The sequence below is a fragment of the Paenibacillus sp. PSB04 genome, assembly GCF_025809195.1.
GTDB classification, from domain to species: domain Bacteria; phylum Bacillota; class Bacilli; order Paenibacillales; family Paenibacillaceae; genus Paenibacillus_AQ; species Paenibacillus_AQ favisporus.
The window spans coordinates 7,266,959-7,287,751 of the sequence record NZ_CP081301.1 but is presented as its reverse complement, the minus strand read 5'-3'; the positions used below and the strand labels follow the sequence as shown (position 1 = coordinate 7,287,751).

At 54.3% G+C, this 20,793-nt stretch carries 14 protein-coding genes; 12 read left to right on the top strand and 2 right to left on the bottom strand.

Annotated features, from left to right (window positions below; translation table 11 throughout):
* Nucleotides 1-2: 2 nt before the first annotated feature.
* Nucleotides 3-1,778, bottom strand: a complete 1,776-nt coding sequence (locus K2F33_RS33455) for a sensor histidine kinase (protein WP_089545777.1) — start codon at nucleotides 1,776-1,778, stop codon at nucleotides 3-5.
* 252 nt (nucleotides 1,779-2,030) lie between these two features.
* On the opposite strand from K2F33_RS33455, the gene K2F33_RS33450 reads away from it, so the two are divergent.
* The 8 genes from K2F33_RS33450 to K2F33_RS33415 all read left to right on the top strand — a co-directional run bounded on the left by K2F33_RS33450 (nucleotide 2,031) and on the right by K2F33_RS33415 (nucleotide 13,746).
* Nucleotides 2,031-3,596: a response regulator gene (locus tag K2F33_RS33450; protein ID WP_263880672.1), complete on the top strand. Its 1,566-nt coding sequence runs from the start codon at nucleotides 2,031-2,033 to the stop codon at nucleotides 3,594-3,596.
* Nucleotides 3,597-3,600: 4 nt separating this feature from the next.
* Entirely contained in the window at nucleotides 3,601-5,403 is a 1,803-nt protein-coding gene (locus K2F33_RS33445) for a sensor histidine kinase (RefSeq protein ID WP_089550063.1), read from the top strand.
* Between the two features lie 26 nt (nucleotides 5,404-5,429).
* Complete coding sequence (locus K2F33_RS33440; protein WP_263880671.1) at nucleotides 5,430-6,974, top strand: response regulator transcription factor; 1,545 nt, start codon at nucleotides 5,430-5,432, stop codon at nucleotides 6,972-6,974.
* Nucleotides 6,975-7,105: 131 nt separating this feature from the next.
* A complete protein-coding gene (locus K2F33_RS33435) occupies nucleotides 7,106-8,800 on the top strand; it encodes an ABC transporter substrate-binding protein (RefSeq protein WP_089545780.1) in 1,695 nt (564 codons plus the stop codon).
* A gap of 90 nt (nucleotides 8,801-8,890) precedes the next feature.
* The gene (locus K2F33_RS33430; RefSeq protein ID WP_089545781.1) at nucleotides 8,891-9,850 is read left to right on the top strand and encodes an ABC transporter permease; all 960 of its coding nucleotides are present in this window, start codon (nucleotides 8,891-8,893) and stop codon (nucleotides 9,848-9,850) included.
* A gap of 2 nt (nucleotides 9,851-9,852) precedes the next feature.
* Complete coding sequence (locus K2F33_RS33425) at nucleotides 9,853-10,812, top strand: carbohydrate ABC transporter permease (RefSeq protein WP_179232121.1); 960 nt, start codon at nucleotides 9,853-9,855, stop codon at nucleotides 10,810-10,812.
* A 162-nt stretch (nucleotides 10,813-10,974) separates the two neighbouring features.
* On the top strand, nucleotides 10,975-11,991 hold the full coding sequence (locus tag K2F33_RS33420; RefSeq protein WP_089545782.1) for an endo-1,4-beta-xylanase: 1,017 nt from the start codon (nucleotides 10,975-10,977) through the stop codon (nucleotides 11,989-11,991).
* A 468-nt stretch (nucleotides 11,992-12,459) separates the two neighbouring features.
* The gene (locus tag K2F33_RS33415; RefSeq protein WP_089550065.1) at nucleotides 12,460-13,746 is read left to right on the top strand and encodes a glucuronoarabinoxylan endo-1,4-beta-xylanase XynC; all 1,287 of its coding nucleotides are present in this window, start codon (nucleotides 12,460-12,462) and stop codon (nucleotides 13,744-13,746) included.
* A gap of 153 nt (nucleotides 13,747-13,899) precedes the next feature.
* Here K2F33_RS33415 and K2F33_RS33410 read toward each other — a convergent pair whose 3' ends face one another.
* Nucleotides 13,900-15,135 carry an MFS transporter gene (locus K2F33_RS33410; protein ID WP_089545783.1) on the bottom strand — a complete coding sequence of 412 codons (1,236 nt, stop codon included), beginning with the start codon at nucleotides 15,133-15,135 and terminating at the stop codon, nucleotides 13,900-13,902.
* A 484-nt stretch (nucleotides 15,136-15,619) separates the two neighbouring features.
* On the opposite strand from K2F33_RS33410, the gene K2F33_RS33405 reads away from it, so the two are divergent.
* From K2F33_RS33405 to K2F33_RS33390, 4 genes are all read left to right on the top strand, one after another.
* Nucleotides 15,620-16,798: an ROK family transcriptional regulator gene (locus K2F33_RS33405; RefSeq protein ID WP_089545784.1), complete on the top strand. Its 1,179-nt coding sequence runs from the start codon at nucleotides 15,620-15,622 to the stop codon at nucleotides 16,796-16,798.
* A 24-nt stretch (nucleotides 16,799-16,822) separates the two neighbouring features.
* The gene (locus tag K2F33_RS33400; RefSeq protein ID WP_089545785.1) at nucleotides 16,823-17,830 is read left to right on the top strand and encodes an asparaginase; all 1,008 of its coding nucleotides are present in this window, start codon (nucleotides 16,823-16,825) and stop codon (nucleotides 17,828-17,830) included.
* A 246-nt stretch (nucleotides 17,831-18,076) separates the two neighbouring features.
* Entirely contained in the window at nucleotides 18,077-19,726 is a 1,650-nt protein-coding gene (locus K2F33_RS33395) for a peptide ABC transporter substrate-binding protein (protein WP_076170526.1), read from the top strand.
* A 124-nt stretch (nucleotides 19,727-19,850) separates the two neighbouring features.
* Nucleotides 19,851-20,786 (top strand): ABC transporter permease, encoded by a 936-nt coding sequence (locus tag K2F33_RS33390; protein WP_076170525.1) that lies wholly within the window; start codon nucleotides 19,851-19,853, stop codon nucleotides 20,784-20,786.
* The last annotated feature ends 7 nt before the right edge of the window (nucleotides 20,787-20,793 follow it).

Sequence of the window (20,793 nt, the reverse complement as noted above, 5' to 3'; positions counted from 1 at the left end):
CGTTACATCTCTCCTGTCTGGATCCCTGTCTGGATCGGAATGGTTAAGCTTACCCGGGTACCCCGGTGGATTTGGCTGTCGATCGCCAGCCCGGATTCATCCGGCCGGTCCCCGCCGTAGTAGAGCTTGATCCGCTGCTGGACGTTAAAAATCCCCATGCCGGAGCCTTTGAAGGGCGGCGTCATTCCGGTCTGGAGCGCCGTGACGATCCGGCGGAGGTTGTCCTCATCGATGCCTTTTCCGTCGTCGGTCACCGTGACGACCAGATGCATCTGATCCGCGGACAGGGAGACGCCGACCGACACCTTGCCGGGGCCGATCCGGCCCTCGATGCCGTGCAGGATGGCGTTCTCCACCAAGGGCTGGATCAGGAGCTTTGGCATCGGCACCGATGCCAAGGCCGGCGGCGACGAGATCGACCAGGACAGCCGGTCGCCGAGCCGCATTTTCATGATAAGCAGGTAGCGCTCGATATGCTCGAGCTCATCTTCGAGCCGGACCCATTCCTCCTTGCCCGGCCCGGTGATCGTATAGCGGAACAGATCGGCCATCGCCACGACATATTCGGCCAGCTCGTCTTCGTCTTTTTCCATGAGAGACCAGTACAGCGCTTCAAGCGTGTTAAACAGAAAATGTGGATGGATTTGGGCCTGCAGCGCTTTCAATTCCGTGCGGCTCTGCAAAATCTCCTTCTCGTAAACGAGCCCGATCAGCTCGTTCATATGCTCAACCATTTGGTTGTAGGAGTGATTCAGCTCGTTGATTTCGATGGTGGACGAAATTTGCACCGTCGGCTTGAGGCCGCTGAGCCGGGCGCTGCGCATCGTCTTGATCAGGCGGAAGACCGGCCGCGTGATCAGGGTCGACAGCAGGAAGGACAGCAGGATGAACAGGATGCTGCCGATGCCCGCGGAGACCAGGATCGCGGTGCGCAGTACCGAAATGCCGCTTGTGATCGCGCTGATTGGCGTCAGGATCAGCAGTGTCCATCCGGTCAAGGCGGACTGCTGCTTGACGAGCATGTACTTTTGTCCGTCGATGGCGACGACCGCGTCGTTCGTATCCACCAGGGACTTGATGCGCCAGGGCGTGACCTGGTCGTCGTTCACAGCGATGAGGCTGTAGTTCCGGTCGGCAAGCAGCATCGTTTCGCGGCCGCCATCCTCGTTCAGCGCCTCGTCGATTTGAAAAATCTCACGGTTCATCCGGATGAGGAGATACCCGCCCGGCCTGAACCATTGGTCCATCAGACTGACGCTTCGGATCGCCAGCACGGAATTCGGATCCAGCGGATCGATCCCGATCCAGACGATGCGCCCCTTTTCTTCGCGGGCGTTATCGATCCACTTCTGGCTGATCCTGCTGTTCAGATGGCCTTCATCCAGCGGGAACAGCCTGCGTTTGCTGCCGCTGTACAGCTCGACCGAGTTGACGCCGTCGGCATAGGTCTGAACGATTTTGATGCTGTTCAGCAAGGACTGGCGTTCCGAGAACGTGGCGTGCCTGCCTGCCGACTCGTTCAGCAGCACCTGCTGAACGTAGGTATTGGTGGCGACCTGAGTGGTCAGGGAATCGATTTGGTTCAGAACGGCCTCAAGCCTTCCGCTCGCCTGAATGGCCGTTTGTTGAATGTGCTTCTCCGCGTTGTTTTTCAGCAGTCTGGAGACGGTATCGAAGTTCACGATTCCCACGACCGACAAAATAATGAGCATCACAAACAGAAAGCCGAAGAGCATTTGGTTCCGGAGCGTGTTGAACCGGTTCAGTTTCGTTCGCATCAGGGTCAACCTTTCTGAACGGAGAGTGGTATGGAAGAGGAATGACATAGTTGAAATGTAACCTAAGTCAGCGGTTTCTGTCATTATCCTTTTTCAGGCGGGTATGGCGTAAAGATGCAGAAAGAGAACGGTTTCTTTTTTACGACTCTTTTGCTAAAATCAGGCTAACTTAGAAGGTAATAGAGGGGAACCTGCCATACACATCTTTGTGAATGCGCTTACAACAGGTGGGTCAATGAGTAAGGAGCGAGGATGATGTTGAACGTACTTTTAGTGGACGATGAGCCGTGGGTTCTTGAGGGCCTCCGGACGATGATCGACTGGAACAAATACGGTTTTCAGGTTTGCGGGGAGGCACAGAGCGGACCGGATGCGCTGCGGTTCATTCAGGAGCATCGTCCGGAGCTGGTGGTCACCGACATCAATATGCCGGTGCTGAACGGCATTGAATTGATCGAGCAGTCGAATCAGCTGCTGGCCAAACCACCCAAATTCGTTGTGCTGAGCGGCTATGACGACTTTTCGTACGCCCAGGCGGCGATGCGGCAGCGGGTGGCTGAATACCTGCTTAAACCGGTGGATGACGATGAGATAGGGGAACTGCTCGTCAAGCTCAGCCGGAAGATCGGCGATGAAATTGAAGCAGAGCATCATCAGGCGAAAAAGGAGCTGTTGGCCGTCAGCCATATGATGAACAGGCTGATACAGGGAGAGTACGGCGAAGCCATGGAGGAGCAGATCAAGCGTTCTCTGAAGCTGGAGGGCACTTCAGAGTTGCAATGCTTGCTGGTATGGATAGAAAACGTATTCGATTCCGCTGAGGTAAGTCCGCTGCTGACTCGAGGATTTGAGGGAGAAACAGGTTGTCTTTTTCAGGACGGAAGCGGAAGAATGGGATTTGTCGTGCAGTCCGGCGCCTCAGTTTCGGGCCGTCTGCAGGATGCCGCAATCCAGATTCACCGGGAGCTGACTGAACGGCTGGACGGGCCGGTCATTATCGCCGTCAGCGAGCCGAAACGCAGTCTGCGCTCGATCCGGGAGTTGTATGCCCAAACGGTGGAAGTCGTGGAGCGGAAGCGCTGTCTGGGGAAAAGCGGAGTGTTTTTCTACCAGGAGTGCATCCGTCCGGTAAACCGGGAGCTGCTCCTGCAAACATTCAAAACGCTTCTGGAAACGCTGCAGGAAGGGGATCCGGAAGGTATCACCGCTTGTGTCAGGGAATCCTTCGGATGGATTGCCGCGGTTCCTGTGGAGCTGGAATGGGTGAAGAGCCATGTGGCGGATATGGAATGGTCCGTCTGCGGCCTGATCAAGGACCTGAACGGCGACCCGGCCGCTTTGATGAAGGCACAGGAAAGGCAGCTTGGCACGCTTGGCGAAATCAGGGATTACCGGGCGCTTCAGGCTTATGTGGAGCGTTTCTGCCTTCAGGCGGGGGCCCTTCTGTCCGAGCTGAAGCTGAGCAGCGAGAGCAACACCATTTACCAGGTCGTGCAATACGTCGACCGCGAGTTCCGCGGAAGGCTGCAGCTGCAGGATTTGGTCCGGCATTTTCATATGAACGCGACTTACTTGGGCCAGCTGTTCAAGAAAACGACGGGGAAGCCGTTTAACGAATACCTCAATGACAAGCGGATCGAAGAGGCGAAAAGGCTGCTCAAGCGCTCCCCGCTCAAAATCTCCGACGTGGCGCTTCAGGTGGGCTACCCGAACACGGACTATTTTATTAACAAATTCAAGCTGAAAACCGGCATGCTGCCTTCGGCCTACAAGCAGGATGCCGGAAATTCGCCGGATGGACCGATGGGGGAGCGATGAAATGATGTCCACGCGCAAATTCAAGCTCCGGAAGATCGTCAACGATATTCCGCTGAATTATAAATTTCTGCTCATCTTTATCGTCGGCGTGCTGCTCCCAGTGATCGTCATCAACCTGGTGGTGACGGACCGCCTGTCGGACCTGATCAAAGCACGGGAGGAGCAGAACCTTGATATCTCGATCGAGCGGGCGAGAAAGGATATTCATGATTTCATCGACGGCGGAGTAGCGGTAAGCCATGCCTTAAGCAGCGATAAGATGTTGTATGAAATACTCGACCGGAAATACGCGAGCCAGATCGATTTTTATGACGCCTTTGACGAGCAGCTGCGCAACCGGGTGACCAGCTACATTCCGGTGAACAACCAAATCGAGCGCATCAGTATTTTCACGGATAATCCGACGATCGTCGACGGAGGGAACTACCACGTCATCGATGACGAGGTCCGGGCGAGCGACTGGTATAAATTGTGGAAGGACTCGCAGAATCCGGTGTTCGTCGCAGCGTACCGGGCCAACCAAGCCAGCAGCAGCGTGTTTACGGCTCCTTATTTGAGCGTGATCGAGCGGATGGATTATTTTGATAACTACGATCACTATCAGAAGCTGCTGCGAATCGACATCGACCTGAACAAAATTTATGACGTGATTGTCCGGGAAAAAGATTACCTGGATCTTTACCTGGTCAATGAGCGGGACCAAATCATTATGTCGGCCCAGAGCGGATATCAGACCGGCACGACGGACGCGTACCCGGTATTCAAACTGTCTGCTGAGGACAAGGAACAGGACGTTCATTCGGTCAACATCGGCACCGCCAAATACGTCAAGGGATGGCGGCTGATCGGGATCACCAAGGGTGTGCGCATCACCAATGCGATGAACGAAATGAGATTGTATGTCGGTATCGTCGCAGCGGGGATTACCCTGTTCACGACGGGATTTATTTTCATTATGCTGAGATCCTACAATTACCGCGTGAAGCGGCTGGCACGGCATATGCAGAAGGTGACGAATGAGAAGTTCGACCTGATCCAGATCGACGAGGGGCGTGATGAAATCGGCGGACTCATCCGCAATTTCAACAAGATGACCGGCCGGATCAAGTTCCTGATCAACAACGTCTACAAGCTGGAAATCCAGCAGAAAAACCTGGAAATGGAGCGGGTGCGGGCCGAACTGAACTTTTTGCAGAGCCAGATGAATCCCCATTTTCTGTTCAATACGCTGAATGCGATCCTCGTCGTCTGTACGAAAAACCACTACACGGACGTAACCGACATCGTCAAAAGCCTGTCCAAGCTGCTGCGGCGGCTCCTCAGCTGGAAGGAAGACATCGTGACGCTGGAGGAAGAAATGGTGTTTATCGACATGTATCTCAAAATCGAGAAGTTCCGGTTCCGTGACAAATTCGAATACCGCTTCGATATCGATCCGGACGCGCTGCAGTACAAAATCCCGAAAATGAGCATTCAGCCGCTTGTGGAAAATGCCTGCAAACACGGGCTTCAGGCGATCGACGGACAGGGCATCGTGACAGTCAGTGCGTACGTTGCCGACGAGCGTCTGCGCATCGTTATTGCGGACAATGGTAAAGGCATGGAGCTGGAGCGGCTCAAGGAAATTAAAAAGGCGGTACAGACCGAAGACGAGTCCGGCGCCAATATCGGCATCCGCAACGTGTACCGGAGACTTGAGCTGTACTATCACGATCAGGTGCGCTTTGATATCGTAAGCAGCCCGCAGCAGGGCACGACCGTATTTTTTGAAATTCCGATCAAGTTTCTAAGCGGTATGGCAGGCTGATCGATCCGTAATACAGGAGGGGAACCATGACATTTAAAGTGTTGTTGATCGATGACGAACCCGCTGCCCTGGAGGGGCTGGAGCTGTGGATCGACTGGGAGGAACTGGGCTTTGAGGTATGCGGCCGTGCAAGCAACGGAAAGGAAGGGCTGCATTTCATCCGGGAGCTGGCGCCGGACCTGGTCATCACCGACGTCCGGATGCCGCTGATGGACGGGCTGGAAATGATCGAGGCGTGGAGCCTGGAGGGAACAGCGCCGGTCAAATTCGCCATTGTCAGCGGATATGGTGAATTTAAATACGCCCAGAAGGCGCTGCGATACGGCGTCAATGCGTACCTGCTCAAACCGGTCATTCCGGAGGAGGCGGCTGAGCAGATCCGGGACATTCGGCGGGAGCTGGTGCGGGAGCGGGAGGAACAGAGCCTGACGAGGATGGCTTCTTACGAAGAGGCGGTTTCGATGATTAAAGATCTGCTGAATGGCGGTGCGAACGCCTTGGACGGCAGGGAGAAGGAGGTCACCCGCCTGTCGGATGCCATGCCGGCATGGAATATGTGCCTGGTGCAGGCGGCGCCGGATGCTCTTGCCAGGCTGAGGGCGAAGGCTGCCGCAATGGCAGAGGCGGGGGAATACATATACCTGGTCGATCTGGAGCCGAGCAGCTTCGGGATTGTGTACGGTTGGAACTCGGCAGAGGATAACGATAAGGCAGCTTACGCGATGGCGGAGGAGCTGCTGTCGGAAAGCGCGGACGGACAACGGGTGTTTATGGCGTCAGGGCAGGCGGAGAACAGCCTGCACCGGATCGGCTGCTGCTGCAAGGCGGCGAAGAAGGCCATACAATATGCCTTTTACCTTGATCATGCCCCGGGCTTGATCCTTTACGAGCAGGTAGAACATCTCCAGTTTGAGGATCATTTCGAGCGGTTGGATCTATTTAAAGAAATGCCCCAGGCCGTATCGCTGCTGGACAAGCCGGCTTTGCGAAAAACGGTACAGTTAGCGGATTCCAGCCTGCGGGAGTCCATGCCGAATCCGGACTTCGTCAAAAAACTCGCCATCCATGTCATGTATCAAATCATGAGCCATATGCGAGAAGCAGCCGGCCCGGCAGCGGAGCCCTGGATCGAAAAGCACGATATTCCCCGGATATCCGGCACCGTGATGACGCTTGGCGACGTGATGGGCGATTTGCTGTCCTGCGCCGAGGGCTGCATCGACTTTTTTATACGGGAACAGCAGCGGCAGTCCCAGGGCATTGCCCAGGAAATTATCGACTACGTCCGCGAGCACTACCGGGAGCCGCTGACGATCCGCAAGCTGGCCGAGGTCTTCTACCTGCATCCCGTTTATCTCGGCCAGCTGCTGCTGAAGAAGAACGGCATCGGCTTTAACGAAATGCTGCATAACCTGCGGATTGAAGAGGCTGTACGCCTGCTGGAAAACAGCAGTTTGAAGAACAGTGAAATTGCGGAGCGCGTCGGTTACGGCCATTACGGCCAATTCCTCAAGCAGTTCGAAGCGAGGCATGCGATGTCCCCCAATGAATACAAAAAAAGGATGTTCTAAAGTTTTGAAGGTGACTCCTTTAATTCCGATATAGTTTCGGCTATGGCAGCGCTTTTACAATAAAGGCAGTTACATGAAAAGGCTTACAATAAAAAGCTTGGTGTGGCTAAAATTTGACGGAGGTGCTTTACATGGGGGGAAGATTTAAACCGCTGTTTCGTCTTGGCATACTCATGGCGATGACGTTCAGCGTAGTCCTGTCCGGCTGCGGCGGCAGCAAAGACAACAGCGCAGACAACGGCAGCAGCTCTACAGGGCAGACAGCAACCGGAAGCAGCAGCGACGGAAAGGTGGAGCCGTTCAACGTGAGCGTTTTCATCGGGGAAGCCGGGCAGCAGCCCACTCCGGACAACAAGATTTACAAAAAAATCAAGGATGAGACGGGAGCCACGTTTAATTTTGAGTTTTTGGCAGGCGACATTAACCAGAAGCTGGGCGTCATGATTGCCGGCTCCGACTACCCGGATCTGATGACCGGCAACACGAAGCTGACAGCGGCTGGAGCCTATATTCCGCTGGAGGATTTGATCGAGAAGTACGCGCCAAATTTGAAGAAGCATTATGAAAAATACTGGAACATGATGAAGGACCCGAACGACGGGCACATTTATATTCTGCCGAACTATGGAGTATACAACGGCAAGCTGAACAGCACCTGGTATTCCGGGCCGGCGTTCTGGGTCCAGAAGGACGTGCTGGCTGAGGCCGGCTATCCGAAAGTGAAGACGCTGGACGAGTACTTCGACCTGATCGCCAAGTATAAGGCGAAGCATCCGACCATCGACGGCAGCCCGACGATCGGTTTTGAGATTTTGAACTATGACTGGAAAAACTGGGGTCTCTTTAACCCGCCTCAGCATCTGATTGGTCATCCGAACGACGGTGGCGTTGTTGTGAACAACGGCGTAGCCGAAATTTTTGCCGATAAGGATTATGCCAAGCAATACTACCAGAAGCTGAATCAAATGAACGAGCAGGGGCTGATCGACAAAGAGACGTTCGTACAGAACTTTGACCAGTACCTGGCCAAACTGTCCAGCGGCACGGTGCTCGGCATGTTCGACCAGCACTGGAACTTCCAGAATGCCGAGAACTCGCTGATCACCCAGAAGAAGTTTAACCGGACGTATGTGGGACTTCCGCTCGTATATGACACAAGCACGAAGGACTATTATCGCGACCGGGCTGTGCTTAACCTGAACAACGGCTTCGGAATCAGCGTCAATGCAAAGGATCCTGTGAAGATCATCAAGCTGCTCGACACCTTGATCACGGAAGATTGGCAAAAAGTGTTCTCATGGGGCATTGAAGGTGAGGACTACATCGTCAACGACCAGGGCCGGTTTATGAGAACCCAGGAGCAGCGCGATAAGCAGTCGGACGGAACATGGAAGCTGGCGAACAAAGCTGACGCCCTTTTCGGAAACTTGCCGAAAATCGAGGGAAGCTTCAGCGACGGCAACTCCACCGACGCCGCTGCACAGCCGGAAGAATACAAAGCGGGCCTGAACGATTACGACAAAAAATTCCTGGAAGCTTACGGCTTTGACAGCTACGTCGATTTCTTCAGCGAGCCGCCGGAGAATCCGATTTACTACCCGGCCTGGTCCATCGATCTGGTCGAAGGATCGCCAGCCAAAGTAGCGAACACGAAGCTGAACGATCTATCCACCAAGTATTTGCCGAAAGCAGTTTTGGCGAACCCGTCCGATTTTGATTCGGTATGGAATGAGTACACTTCACAAATTCACAAGGTCGATGTCAAGGCGTACGAAGACAAGATCAACGAGCAAATCAAGTGGAGAATCGATAATTGGAGCAAATAAGGGTTCACAGAAAGTGGGAGGCGCTAATGAGCGCCTTCCGCTTTATAGATACCCGCTCCGGAATTTGAATATGGTGAGGAGAGCAAACGTATGGCTGTGACTGTAACCAATAAGAAAGCTGTCCGGAAACCAGAGAAGAAACGGAAGCTGACCTGGGCTGTGCTGAAGAGCCAGCAGCAGTTGATCTGGATGTCCGTGCCCTTGACGTTGTATATCATTTTATTTGCCTACGTTCCGGTCTGGGGCTGGACGATGGCATTTCAGAACTACAAACCGGCGCGTTCCTTCAGCCAACAGGACTGGGTCGGATTCAAGCAGTTTAAATTTTTGTTTACCGATGACGATTTTATGCGGGTGCTGCGCAATACGCTCGGGATGAGCATTATCAATCTCGTGCTTGGTTTCGTAACGGCAATCGTGCTCGCGCTGCTGCTCAACGAAATTCGAAAGGTCATTTGGAAAAGGACGGTACAAACGATTTCTTACCTTCCGCACTTTTTGTCCTGGGTTATCGTGACCGGGATCGTAGCCACTTCGCTGGCTTCCGACGGCATTGTCAACGATATTTTGATGAAGCTGCATCTGATCAAGGAACCGATTTTATGGCTTAGCGAAGGAAAGTATTTCTGGGGCATCGTCGGTGCTTCCCATGTGTGGAAAGAAGTGGGCTGGAACACGATCATCTATCTGGCCGCCATGGCGTCGATCGATCCCGCGCTGTACGAAGCGGCGGAGATGGACGGAGCCAACCGCTACCGGAAGATGTTTCATGTAACTCTGCCGGGGATCAAATCCACGATCGTGATTCTGCTGATCATGTCCATCGGCCATATTTTGGACGCTGGCTTTGAGGTTCAGTACCTGCTCGGCAACGGGCTTGTCGTGGACTGGGCCGAAACGATCGATATCTTTGTCTTGAAATACGGGATTGCTCAAGGAAACTATTCACTTGCCACAGCCGGCGGGATCTTTAAAACGGTCGTGAGCGTCGCCCTGTTACTGGTGGCCAACTGGACCGCAAAGCGGCTTGGGGAAGAGAGGCTGTTATGAGTATGGAAAATCATCAAATCAGCCCGCAGGGAGCGGCTGGTGTTACGATAAGAAAAAGCATGCGCTCGAGCAAGGTTGAGCCGGTGCTGTTCAATACGTTTAATGCGATTTTTATGATCTTTTTGGTGGTTGTCACGCTGTATCCGTTTTTGAACACGATCGCCGTGTCGCTGAATGCGGGTAACGATACGATCCGCGGAGGCATTTATTTATGGCCACGGCAATGGACGCTGCAGAACTACAAGGCGGTGTTCGCATCGGGCACGATTTATGACGCATTCTGGATCTCTGTGGCACGGACCGTGCTGTCCACGGTGCTGAACATCTTCCTGACAACGATGCTGTCGTATACGCTGAGCCGGAAGGAATACGTCTTACGCAAGCCGATCACCGTCATTTTCGTGCTGACGATGTACTTCAGCGCCGGCCTGATCCCGGGATACTTCCTGATCAAGGACCTGCACCTGCTGAACAGCTTCTGGGTGTATATTTTCCCGTCCATGATCAGCGCGTTCAACATGATCGTTATCCGCACCTATATCGGAACGATTCCGGACAGCCTGGTCGAATCGGCCAAGATCGACGGCGCCGGCGATTTCAAAATTTTCCTGCGGATCATTTTCCCGCTGTGTACACCGGTGCTGGCCACCATCGCACTGTTTGTGGCCGTAGGCGCATGGAACTCCTGGTTTGACGCATTCCTGTACACGTCTTCCAGACAGGAGCTCAGTACACTGCAGTATGAGCTGATGAAGCTGCTCTCGTCGAGTATGAACTCCAACAGCAATCCGAACGTGGCGGCAGGCGTCGGCGTGAACCAGGAAACCGCGGTATCGATGGTGACGCCGCTCTCGATCCGCGCAGCTATAACGATTGTTGCCTCCGTTCCGATTCTGGTGGTCTATCCGTTTCTGCAAAAGTATTTTGTGGTCGGACTGAATGTCGGCAGCGTGAAAGAGTAACCGAGTCAAAAAACGGAAAAGAGCAGTGGATGGCGATTTTTCGAACCCTAAGAGAACCGAACCGCATAGGGGCCTTTTAGTGGCCTCCCAAGAGGTCATCGTGGCGGCCGCCGGATTTCACTAAAGTCCAAATTAACACCCATAGGCAGGAGGGAGTCTGTCATGAATTCAACGGGCACGCATACCGAGCAGGCGCTGAAGGATCTCTTCGCGCAGCATTTCCGGATCGGGGCGGCGGTCAATCCGCGGACGATCCGGTCGCAGGAGCAGCTGCTGGCGCACCATTTTAACAGCATTACCGCGGAAAACGAAATGAAGTTCGTCAGCGTTCATCCGGAGGAAGACGTGTATACGTTTGAGGATGCGGATCTGCTGGCCGATTTCGCCGGCAGGCACCAAATGGCGATGCGCGGGCACACGCTTGTCTGGCATAATCAAACCCCGGACTGGCTGTTCGAGGACAGCCAGGGACGGCCGGCAGGCAAGGCCTTATTGCTTGAGCGGCTGCGCTCGCATATCAATACGGTGGTGGGGCGGTACAAGGGCCGGCTTTATGCCTGGGATGTGGTCAACGAGGTTATCGCCGACGAAGGCGACGCGCTTCTGCGTCCGTCGAAGTGGCTGGGCATCGCCGGGCCGGAGTTTATCGCCAGGGCGTTCGAATACGCCCATGACGCCGATCCGGAAGCTCTGCTCTTCTACAACGACTACAACGAATCACATCCCGCCAAGCGGGATAAAATCTATGCGCTGGTGAAGTCCTTGCTGGAGCAAGGCGCGCCGATCCACGGCATCGGCCTGCAGGCGCACTGGAACCTGTTCGATCCGTCCCTGGACGATATCCGCGCGGCGATCGAGAAGTATGCTTCGCTCGGCCTGCAGCTGCAGCTCACCGAGCTGGACGTGTCGGTCTTCCGCTTCGATGACAGGCGGGCCGATCTGACTTCGCCGGAGCCGGGCATGCTCGAGCGTCAGGCAGAGCTGTACGAGGGCGTGTTCGGTCTGCTGAAGGAGTACAGCGACGTCATCAGCGGGGTGACGTTCTGGGGGGCGGCCGACGACTATACGTGGCTGGACGATTTCCCGGTGCGCGGCCGCAAAAACTGGCCGATGCTGTTCGATGCGCAGCACCGTCCGAAGCCGGCTTATGACCGGATCGCCGCGTTGTTTGCGGAGTAGGCGAAAACGCAAAATAGCGAAGAAGCGGATTCTTGCAGCTTGCAGCAAGCAAGCGCCTGGTATTAGATGATGCCGTTCTCCTATGATCTACGGGGGACGGCTCATTCCTTTACCAATTGGAAATGTTCTAAATCGGAATACATTCGTTACATGGAAACTTCGATGGGGTTCGGGCAGAAACGTCATGCGTCTTACCGACAGGGAAGCGTTGATATCAAAGAGCGGCTGGCTGAGCGAGGGATTGGGGTCTCGCCCATCGATGGTTATCCGAATCTGAGATGAAGGGGAAGTCGAGACTTAAACAGGGGGGTGAGAGGAAACCGAATTTTAATCCGGCAATATAGAATGAACTAAAAAAGAATGTTATCGGCCGTATTTGGGCGGTTATAACAGGAAGTTCAGTGCAACACTTTTGTTCAATCTATATAGCTAAACGATTCTATCAAGAGAATGGAGGTATTGATGGAAATGCATGCAACGTGGTCACGTTTGAAAAAATCGGTTTGCGGATGGTTAGCCGGTGTAACGGCCCTGTCGATCGTACTGGCCGTGCCGGGGCCGGCTCAGGTGTCGGCTTCAAGTAACGCCACCGTCAACTTATCGGCGGAAAAACAGGTCATTCGCGGTTTTGGGGGAATCAACCACCCCGTCTGGATCGGGGATTTGACGGAAGCCCAAAGAGAAACGGCTTTTGGCAATGGGGACAACCAGCTCGGCTTTTCCATCCTCAGAATTCATGTAGATGAAGATCGGAACAATTGGAGCAAGGAAGTCGAAACGGCCAAGAGTGCGATTGCACACGGAGCTATTGTGTTTGCATCCCCTTGGAATCCGCCAAGCGATATGACAGAGACGTTCAACCGGAATGGAGATACGTCGGCCAAACGGCTAAGATACGACAAGTATGCCGACTATGCCCAGTATCTTAACGATTTCGTTACGTTCATGAAGAACAACGGTGTGGATCTATATGCGATATCCGTCCAGAATGAGCCTGATTATGCCCATACCTGGACGTGGTGGACCCCTGAAGAGATGCTTCGCTTTATGAAGGAAAATGCAGGCTCCATTAACTGCCGGGTTATCGCGCCGGAATCGTTCCAATACCTGAAAAACATGTCCGACCCTATTCTGAACGATCCGCAGGCCCTGGCCAATATGGACATTTTGGGTACCCACCTGTACGGGACCCAGATCGGCGATTTCGCGTATCCTCTCTTCAAGCAGAAGGGAGCGGGCAAAGAACTGTGGATGACGGAAGTATATTATCCGAACAGCGATGCCAACTCTGCAGATCGGTGGCCCGAGGCGCTTGACGTGTCCTATCATATTCATCATGCGATGGTAGAGGGAGATTTCGAGGCTTACGTATGGTGGTATATCCGCAGGCAGTATGGTCCTATGAAAGAGGACGGTACGATAAGCAAGCGCGGGTATAATATGGCTCATTTCTCCAAGTTTGTCCGCCCCGGTTATGTCAGGGTCGATGCAACGAAGAACCCCGATACCAACGTCTACACCTCTGCATATAAAGGCAACAACAAGGTCGTGATTGTGGCCATTAACAAAGGCACCTCAGCGGTAAGCCAAACCTTCACCTTGCAAAACGGCAAGGCGTCGAAGGTCACCCCATGGGTAACGGACGCCAGCAGAAATATGGCAGCCGGATCTTCGATTAAAATCAAGGGCGGTTCTTTTACGGCCCAACTTCCTGCCCAGAGCGTGACAACCTTCGTAGGTGAATTGGCGCATTAAACGGTGCAAACTAAACGGTGAGACAGGATGATGATTTCGGCCCGCCGGCTCGTTAATCGGGAATGATATGTAACAAAAAGAGAACACCTCCCTTTCAAGGGAGGTGTTCTTTGGCTTATCACTCTAATCTCAGGCATATGCTCAAGTCCGGTCTTACTTGCTAACCGTCCCCGCCACCGGAACCGTCTGCCGTCTGCGCTCCTGCATATAGACGGCCAGCACGATCAGGAAGGCGAGCCCGACGAGCAGGGCGCCGATCCAAGGCAGGGAGGTGAGCCCCATCTCGTCGATGACCCATCCGCCGAAGAAGGCGCCGAACGCGTTGCCGAGATTCCCGGCGGAGTGATTGGAAGTCGAGGCGAGCGCGGGTGCCTCCTGCGCCAGGTTCATAATTTTCACCTGAATGCCTGGCATGACCGCAAACGAAGCGGCTCCCCACAGGAAGATCGTAACGACTGCGCCAACGGGGCTTTTGACGGTAAAAGTGAAAATCGTCAGCAGCACACAGATGGAGAGGAAGATGCCCAGGATCGCGGGCATCAGCCTCCAGTCGGCGAGCTTGCCGCCCAGCATGTTGCCGACCGTGACCCCGATGCCGAACAGGACGAGAATCCAGGTGACGCTGCTTTCATGGAATCCGGTCACCTGCTCCAGCAGCGGGGCGATATACGTAAAGACGGCGAACAAGCTTGAGTTGCCAACGGCGCAGGCCAGGAGGATGATCATTAGCTTGGGCTGGGCTACCGCCCTGAACTGCTTGCCCAGGCTGGCCGACTCATCGCGGCGGATCCGCGGGATGAACAGGACGATGCCGATCAGGGCCACGATCCCCATCACCATGATCGCGCCGAAGGAGGCGCGCCAGCCCAGGTGCTGGCCGACAAAGGTGCCCACCGGCACGCCGATAATGTTGGCGATCGTCAGGCCCGCCATCATGATGGATACTGCTCCGGCCCGCTTATGCGGCTTGACAAGGCCGGAAGCGATGACGGCGCCGACGCCGAAGAAGGTGCCGTGGCACAACGCCGTTATGAGGCGGGCTGCCATCAGCACGGTATAGTTCGGTGCGATGACGGCAATGCCGTTGCCGAGAATGAACAGCGCCATCAGCAGGCAGAGCAGCAGCTTCTGCGGAAGCCGGTGAGTTAAGATGGTCAGGATCGGGGCGCCGACCGCTACACCCAGCGCGTAGCTTGTGATCAGCTGCCCGGCTGTGGAGATGCTTACGTTCAGATCATCGGCTACATTTGGCAGAATGCCCATGATCACGAATTCGGTCATGCCGATCGCAAAGGCGCCCACCGTCAGCGACAGAAGGGAGACAGGAAAGGGTTCCTTGCCTTTTGCCGTCGTACGGGGATGCAAATCTGGAGTAGAAGTAGAATTCATGCTGCAGCTTCAACCTTTCTGTAACCAGACCGTCGCCGTCCGGATCATGTTCTTTCTCCATAGTAACAGGAAAACAGGGGATTTTCAGAAAAAGTTTCACGGTTACTGGTTAGATAGGGGGCTTGTAAAGGGCCGAAACATTCTAATCTTTGAAATAAAAAGTTGACACAAAGTGTTATAGTAAGCGGTTTAATTGGGATTTTCATTGAAAACCTAAATCTGAAAATTTGCATTTCATTCGATGGAATTTCCTCAAAAACGGAAATTCAGACGAATTTCGACAAAAACATGACATATATATTGACACGAAATCTCAATTCTATTAAAGTTCAATTAATAACATCACTGGAGAAATTATAAGACCAAAGTCGGACGCTAATTCGGGTAATTATCCCTAAATGCCGAGTTTGAATCCGCTGTGTTCCTTTTTCCTACCAAGATTTTCTCCATAGGTGAAATTAATTAAAATGGAGGACCGTCTCCGATGCAGAAGCACGATCAGGATTATATCCGGAGGAAAAACAGAAGTACGGTGTTTGAACTGATCCGTAAACACTCGCCCCTGTCCCGTGCCGAGATCGCCAGACTGACAGGAATGAGTCCTACGACGGTCAGCCGGATCGTTTCCGAGCTGTTCCAGCAGGACTTTATGCATGAGATCGAGCAGACGACGACCGGCGTCGGACGGAAAGCTGTGATGCTGCATGTGAATCCCGGCTCGGTGCTCTCCGTGGGCGTTGAAATCGACCGCAGCGGCATCCGGATCGGCATTGTGGACCTGGATGGCAAAGTGGTTCACAGTACGCAGGTGACGCGCGATTCCCGCGAAACGCCGGAGGCAACGCTGGAGCGTATCGCCTCGGCCATCGAGGAGCTGATCCTGGCGGAGGACATCGACCGCCGCAAGGTGGTCGGCATCGGCGTCGGACTGCCAGGCATTGTCGATTACGCCGGGGGCAGCGTGGTACTGTCCGCGCAGCTTGGCTGGAAGCAGACTGACATCGCCGGGGAGCTCCGGCGGCTGACCGGATTTGAGGTTGCCGTGGATAACGAGCTGAAAGTCCGTGCGCTGGCCGAGCACCAATATGGCTCGGCGAGAGGATCGAGCCGCTCGGTGCTGATCGGCTTCGGCAGCGGGGTCGGCTCCTCCCTGATCATCGATGGGGAAATCTATCGCGGGGAGACGAACAGTGCCGGGGAAATCGGGCATACGGTAGTAGACCCGGGAGGCCTTCTGTGCGAGTGCGGCAAGGTCGGCTGCCTGCAGACCTATATCGCTGAAGCGTCGCTTGTTGAGCAGGCCAACAAAATCAAACCGATCGGATCGCTGGAGGAATTGTTTCAGGCGAAGAAGGACGGAGAGTATTGGGCGGCGAGCATTGTAGACCGGGCCATGACTTTCGTAGCGGTCACGGTCAGCAACATCGCCTGCGTATACAACCCGGATACGGTGATTCTGACCGGCAAGCTGGTGGAAAGCTTCCCTGAAGTCCGGGACTTCATTTCGGACAAATGCATGGATCAATTTGTGTGGGAGCCGCTGCGCGGAACGTTCCAGATCGTCTACTCGGCTCTGGAGAGTGACGGCGTGGTGATCGGATCGGGCATACTGGCCCAAAACCTGTTCCTGGACATCGACAGACAGATGGAGCAGGCAGACTAAATTTAACGAAGCGGGTGTTGACGTATGAAATTGGAACCGTTGGTGGAGGAATACCGCGGCGGCGTGCTGGAGAACGTGCATCTCGGCGTGCTGTGCGGCGTATCGGATCAAGGAGAAGTCATCTATGAGGTGGGCGATGCGGAGCATATGACCTTCCTGCGTTCGGCGGCCAAGCCGTTCCAGGCGATCCCGGTCATGAAGCAGAACATCGCCGAAAAGTACGGGCTGACGGATGCGGAAGCCGCCATGTTCGCCGCCTCCCACCGGGGCGAAACGTATCATATCGAAGCATTGGAATCGATTATGGCCAAAACCGGCCTCAAAGAAGAGCAGCTGCTGTGCTGCCCGACCTATCCGTTGAACGATGAGCCGAAGTTCGCCCTCATGCGGGAAAATAAACCGCCGCGCAAGCTGTATCATAACTGCTCCGGCAAGCATCTCGGCATTCTGGCTGCGGCGAGGGAGATGGGCTTGCCGACCGAGACTTACTGGCAGCCATCGCATCCGCTGCAGCAGGACATCCTTCACACGCTCGCGGACATGGCCGAATATCCGGTCGATCAGATTAAAGTAGGCGTTGACGGCTGCGGATTTCCGATCTTTGCGCTGCCGCTGAAATCGATCGCCACGGCATACCTGAAGCTGGCCTGCCCAGAGCTGATCCGTGATGCCGGGACGCGGGAAGCCGTGCAGCGTATGGTCCGCTATATGCACGCTGCGCCGGACAGCATCGCGAGCCATCAGTTTATCTGCTCGGAGCTGCTGCGGGACGACAACATCGTCGCCAAGGGTGGAGCCAAAGGTGTCTACTGCTTCTCTTTAATTCGGGAACGCGTCGCTTTTGCGCTGAAAGTGATCGACGGCTCGGAGACACCGTGGCCGATCGCCGTTGCTTCGATCCTCGAGCAAATCGGATACAGCAACCAGGCCACGATTGACCGTCTGTATACGGTCGTTTCAAAGGAAATCAAGAACGACAACCACATTGTAGTCGGCGAGCGCAGAGCCGCTTTTACCCTGGCAGGTAAGTAAACGCAAGCTTCTAAATAAAGTAATACTCTCCTTTTCGAAAAATTGTTCGATCTACGAAACTAGCATTTCGGCAGTAACGAATAGAGGAAGCAGGAGAGACCAAGCACCTGATTGCCATTGACACGCAGTACCGGAAGTTCTTCAGCATGAATGAGCACAAGAGATTCGGATTCACCCGCGGCTTCCTTCGGAAACGGCGGTGCAATCATACATTCACAAAGGGGACATAAAGGAGTGGGACATGCAATGAAAAGGAAAAAGGTAAGCTTGCTGGCGACGCTGCTTGTCGTATCGGCCATTTTCACAGGATGCTCGTTCACCGGCGGCGACAGTAAAGGCGCGAGCTCGGGCACGACGGGGGACACGGGCAATGCCGCACAGACGGCGTCCAAAGAGCTGAGACTGTCTGTAGAAAGCGAAATTAAAGACCTGAATCAATGGGCGGCATCCGACGACGTATCGTTTACGGTGCTGAACAATATCGGAGAAGGGCTGTACCGCCTCGATCCGAAGAACGAGCCCCAGCCGGCCATGGCAGAAAGCTCGGAGCTGTCCGAAGACAAGCTGACGTATACGTTCAAGCTGCGCGCTGACGCCAAATGGAGCGACGGATCGCCGGTAACGGCAGCCGATTTCAAGTTCGCCTGGCTGCGTGAAATGGATCCGAAAACCGGAACCAACGGCTATTCCTTTATTATGACGGACTACATTGTTGGTGCAGCCGAGTACGCAGAAGGCGGTTCGGCGGACAAAGTCGGCATCGAAGCGAAGGATGACAAGACGCTGGTCGTTCATTTGAAGCAGCCGACGCCTTACTTCCTGAGACTGACTTCGCTGGCTCCGTACTTCCCGATGAAAGAGGAATTCGTGAAGTCCCAGGGCGAAAGCTATGCGCTGAGCCCGCAAAACATGCTGTTCAATGGTCCTTACACGCTGACTTCGGTCGATGCCGCCAGCGGTGCGGTGCTCGAGAAGAATGCCGGCTATTGGGACGCTGCGAACGTCAAGGTGGACAAAGTGGACGTGAAAGTCATCAAGGAAAAGAGCACGGCGCTGAACGCTTATAAAGCCGGACAGCTTGACCGTGTGCTGCTGCAGTCTTCCGATGTCAATGCATCCAAGTCCGACCCTGGATTCGGAACAGGCATCAACTTCAGAACGACGTACCTGCAGTTCAACCTGAAGGCGGACGGCGTGAGCAACATCAACATCCGCAAAGCGCTGGAATACGGCTTCGACTCCAAACTGCTGGCAGACCAGGTGCTGAACAACGGTTCCAAGGCCGCTACAGGACTGATTCCGGACCAAATGAGCGCAACGGGAGGCAAAAGCTTCCGCGAAATGCAGGGCGACCTGATCACGCCGGATGCGGCAAAGGCCAAATCCTATTGGGAGCAAGGGGTTAAAGAGCTGGGTAAAGCGCCTAAAATTACGATGCTCGTAGCGGACACCTCCGAAACGAAGGACGTCGCTACCTTTATGCAGAGCGAGTTCAAGAAAAACCTCGGCATCGACGTGGCCATCGACACCAAAACGGCGAAAGCCCGCGGACAGCTGATGGACAACAGCCAGTATCAAATGGCGATTACCGCATGGGGCGCCGATTATGATGATGCCATGACGTATCTGGATCTGTGGGCAAACCACACGCCGTACCGCGGAAACTATGAAAATCCGAAGTACGACAAGCTGATCACTGACGCCAAGAAAGAAACGGACGAAGCAAGACGGATCGACATGCTGCTGGCTGCCGAAAAAATTCTGACGGCAGAAGACGTCGTGGTCGTTCCGATCTACTTCGGCGGATACTCCTACCTGCTGAGCGATAAAGTCGAAGGACTGGACTACCATCCATACGGCAACCCGGTTGACTTTAAATATGCAAGCATCAAGTAATGCCGCTTCACATGGGCATGTATCGGGAGAGGAGAGAAGCGCGGCTTCTCTCTTTCCCTTTCCTGGATCAAGCTCCGGGACGTAATGAAAATTTTGAAGGCCCCGCGTATTGGGAGGTGCAACATTGAAACGGTATATCGGCATCCGGATCGTATACTTACTGCTGACGTTGTTTATTATTACGACCGCCACCTTTTTCCTGATGAAAGCACTGCCTGGCACTCCGTTCGATGAAGAGAAGCTTCAGCAGCTGCCGCAGGAACAAAGACAGATGATTTATGCCAGCTACGGCTTGGACAAGCCGGTTGGCGTGCAGTACGTGAACTATTTAAAAAATATTGTCAAAGGCGATTTGGGAACGTCGTTTTTCTACACCGGTCAACCTGTAAAGGACATCATCATGAGCCGGATCGGACCTTCGGCCTTGATCGGTCTGCAAGCGGTTCTGCTGGGACTGGCCATCGGCATGATCCTCGGGATCATCGCCGCTTACCGCCATAACTCCGGCTGGGATTACGCCACCATGATTATCGCCGTTCTCGGCGTGTCGGTGCCGAATTTCGTGCTTGCGGCGCTGCTGCAGTATTTTGTCGGGCTCAAATGGGGGCTTCTGCCGGTCGCATTCTGGGAGAGCTATCCCAGCTCCATCCTGCCGTCCATTGCGCTCTGCGTCGGCGTCATCGCCTTGATCGCCCGGTTTGTACGGACAGAGATGCTGGAGGTGCTTGAGCAGGATTATGTCACGACGGCTAAGGCAAAAGGGCTTGGGTTCGCGCGCATCATGTTCCAGCACGTGATCCGCAACTCGCTCATTTCGGTCATTACGATTCTTGGTCCGATCGTAGTCAATTTGCTGACAGGTTCGCTCGTCATTGAGAATATTTTTGGGATTCCGGGGATCGGGAGCCTGTTCGTCGACTCGATCAAAATGAACGATTATTCCACGATTATGGGGATCACGATTTTTTACAGCGCCTTCTATGTATTCGTCATGCTGATCGTGGATCTGCTGTACGGCCTGGTGGATCCGCGGATCCGTCTGGCATCGGGAAAGGAGTGAGGACATG

Coding starts and splice junctions, on each gene's coding strand:
- K2F33_RS33445 (WP_089550063.1), top strand. CDS start 3,601: ATGTCCACGCGCAAATTCAAGCTCCGGAAGATCGTCAACGATATTCCG.
- K2F33_RS33440 (WP_263880671.1), top strand. CDS start 5,430: ATGACATTTAAAGTGTTGTTGATCGATGACGAACCCGCTGCCCTGGAG.
- K2F33_RS33395 (WP_076170526.1), top strand. CDS start 18,077: ATGAAAAGGAAAAAGGTAAGCTTGCTGGCGACGCTGCTTGTCGTATCG.
- K2F33_RS33435 (WP_089545780.1), top strand. CDS start 7,106: ATGGGGGGAAGATTTAAACCGCTGTTTCGTCTTGGCATACTCATGGCG.
- K2F33_RS33400 (WP_089545785.1), top strand. CDS start 16,823: ATGAAATTGGAACCGTTGGTGGAGGAATACCGCGGCGGCGTGCTGGAG.
- K2F33_RS33420 (WP_089545782.1), top strand. CDS start 10,975: ATGAATTCAACGGGCACGCATACCGAGCAGGCGCTGAAGGATCTCTTC.
- K2F33_RS33430 (WP_089545781.1), top strand. CDS start 8,891: ATGGCTGTGACTGTAACCAATAAGAAAGCTGTCCGGAAACCAGAGAAG.
- K2F33_RS33405 (WP_089545784.1), top strand. CDS start 15,620: ATGCAGAAGCACGATCAGGATTATATCCGGAGGAAAAACAGAAGTACG.
- K2F33_RS33455 (WP_089545777.1), bottom strand. CDS start 1,778: ATGCGAACGAAACTGAACCGGTTCAACACGCTCCGGAACCAAATGCTC.
- K2F33_RS33415 (WP_089550065.1), top strand. CDS start 12,460: ATGCATGCAACGTGGTCACGTTTGAAAAAATCGGTTTGCGGATGGTTA.
- K2F33_RS33410 (WP_089545783.1), bottom strand. CDS start 15,135: ATGAATTCTACTTCTACTCCAGATTTGCATCCCCGTACGACGGCAAAA.
- K2F33_RS33425 (WP_179232121.1), top strand. CDS start 9,853: ATGGAAAATCATCAAATCAGCCCGCAGGGAGCGGCTGGTGTTACGATA.
- K2F33_RS33450 (WP_263880672.1), top strand. CDS start 2,031: ATGATGTTGAACGTACTTTTAGTGGACGATGAGCCGTGGGTTCTTGAG.